Origin of the sequence: Mesorhizobium sp. M7A.F.Ca.AU.001.01.1.1 (assembly GCF_004022735.1) — a bacterium.
Lineage (GTDB): Bacteria > Pseudomonadota > Alphaproteobacteria > Rhizobiales > Rhizobiaceae > Mesorhizobium > Mesorhizobium ciceri.
Map to the genome: position 1 here is coordinate 1 of NZ_RZPF01001220.1, position 906 is coordinate 906.

Sequence of the window (906 nt, forward strand, 5' to 3'; positions counted from 1 at the left end):
GCGGCCGGTTGCTTCCGGCAGGCGAGAGCAAGGCCGCCATGCTGCTTTACGAGGACGGCAATGGGCAGCGTATATCGCTGTTCGTCACCACGGCATCGACGGAGAATGCCAAGGGCACCTACGCCGCCACGCAAGACGGACCCGAGGCCGTCTACTGGCTGGACAAGGGCTATGGCTGCGCCGTCGTCGGCTCCTTGCCGCGCGAGCGGCTGAACGAGGTCGCCAGGAACGCCTACACGCAACTTGTAAACGGGCTGGCAAGCTGAACGGCACCGCTTTTGCCGGTGCCGTCGATCCGCGAATGCCGATCTGGCCGAAGGACCTTTTGCGCCCGTCGGATCGGCGTCGGATTTGTCACAATTCGGCCCTAATCGAGGTGCGATAGCGCTTGATGAATGCCGTCGCATCGCCCCGAAAATCGGAAACGGTTTTTGGAAAAACGAGGCGAAGATTCAAGGTGGTGGAGCGGACTTCGTGCGCCCAGGTGGACGCCGGTTTTCCCAACGCCCTGGTTGGCGTCAAGGACGTGTTCGAGTAGGGCCATTTCCACCACCAATCGAGGTTTTCTGAAGCCGCATGCCTGCCGAGATCCGCACGGCCCGCGCGTCTGACGTCGATGATCTCGCCGCCATCGAGAAAGCTGTTTTCTCAAGCGACCGTATTTCCCGCCGCTCCTTCCGACTGTTCATCGAGCGTGAAACCGCCGAGACGCTGGTCGCCGAAGTCGACGGCCGCGTGGCCGGTTATGCGATCGTGCTGTTTCGCAAAGGCAGCGGCGTGGCGCGCCTCTACTCGATTGCGACCAGTCCGTTTTTCGGCGGGCTGGGTGTCGGCCGCATCCTGCTCGGATCCGCCGAAGATGCCGCCTTCGAGCACGACCGCATGATGCTGCGTCTCGAAGTTCGC

1 protein-coding gene and 1 pseudogene are annotated in these 906 nt (G+C 62.5%); both read left to right on the forward strand.

Annotated features, from left to right (window positions below; translation table 11 throughout):
• A pseudogene (locus EN884_RS37215) lies at positions 1 to 266 on the forward strand (anti-sigma factor); the annotation flags it as partial.
• A gap of 310 nt (positions 267 to 576) precedes the next feature.
• Positions 577 to 906, forward strand: a 330-nt coding sequence (locus tag EN884_RS37220; protein ID WP_128361194.1) for a GNAT family N-acetyltransferase, incomplete at its 3' end; no start/stop codon positions are given.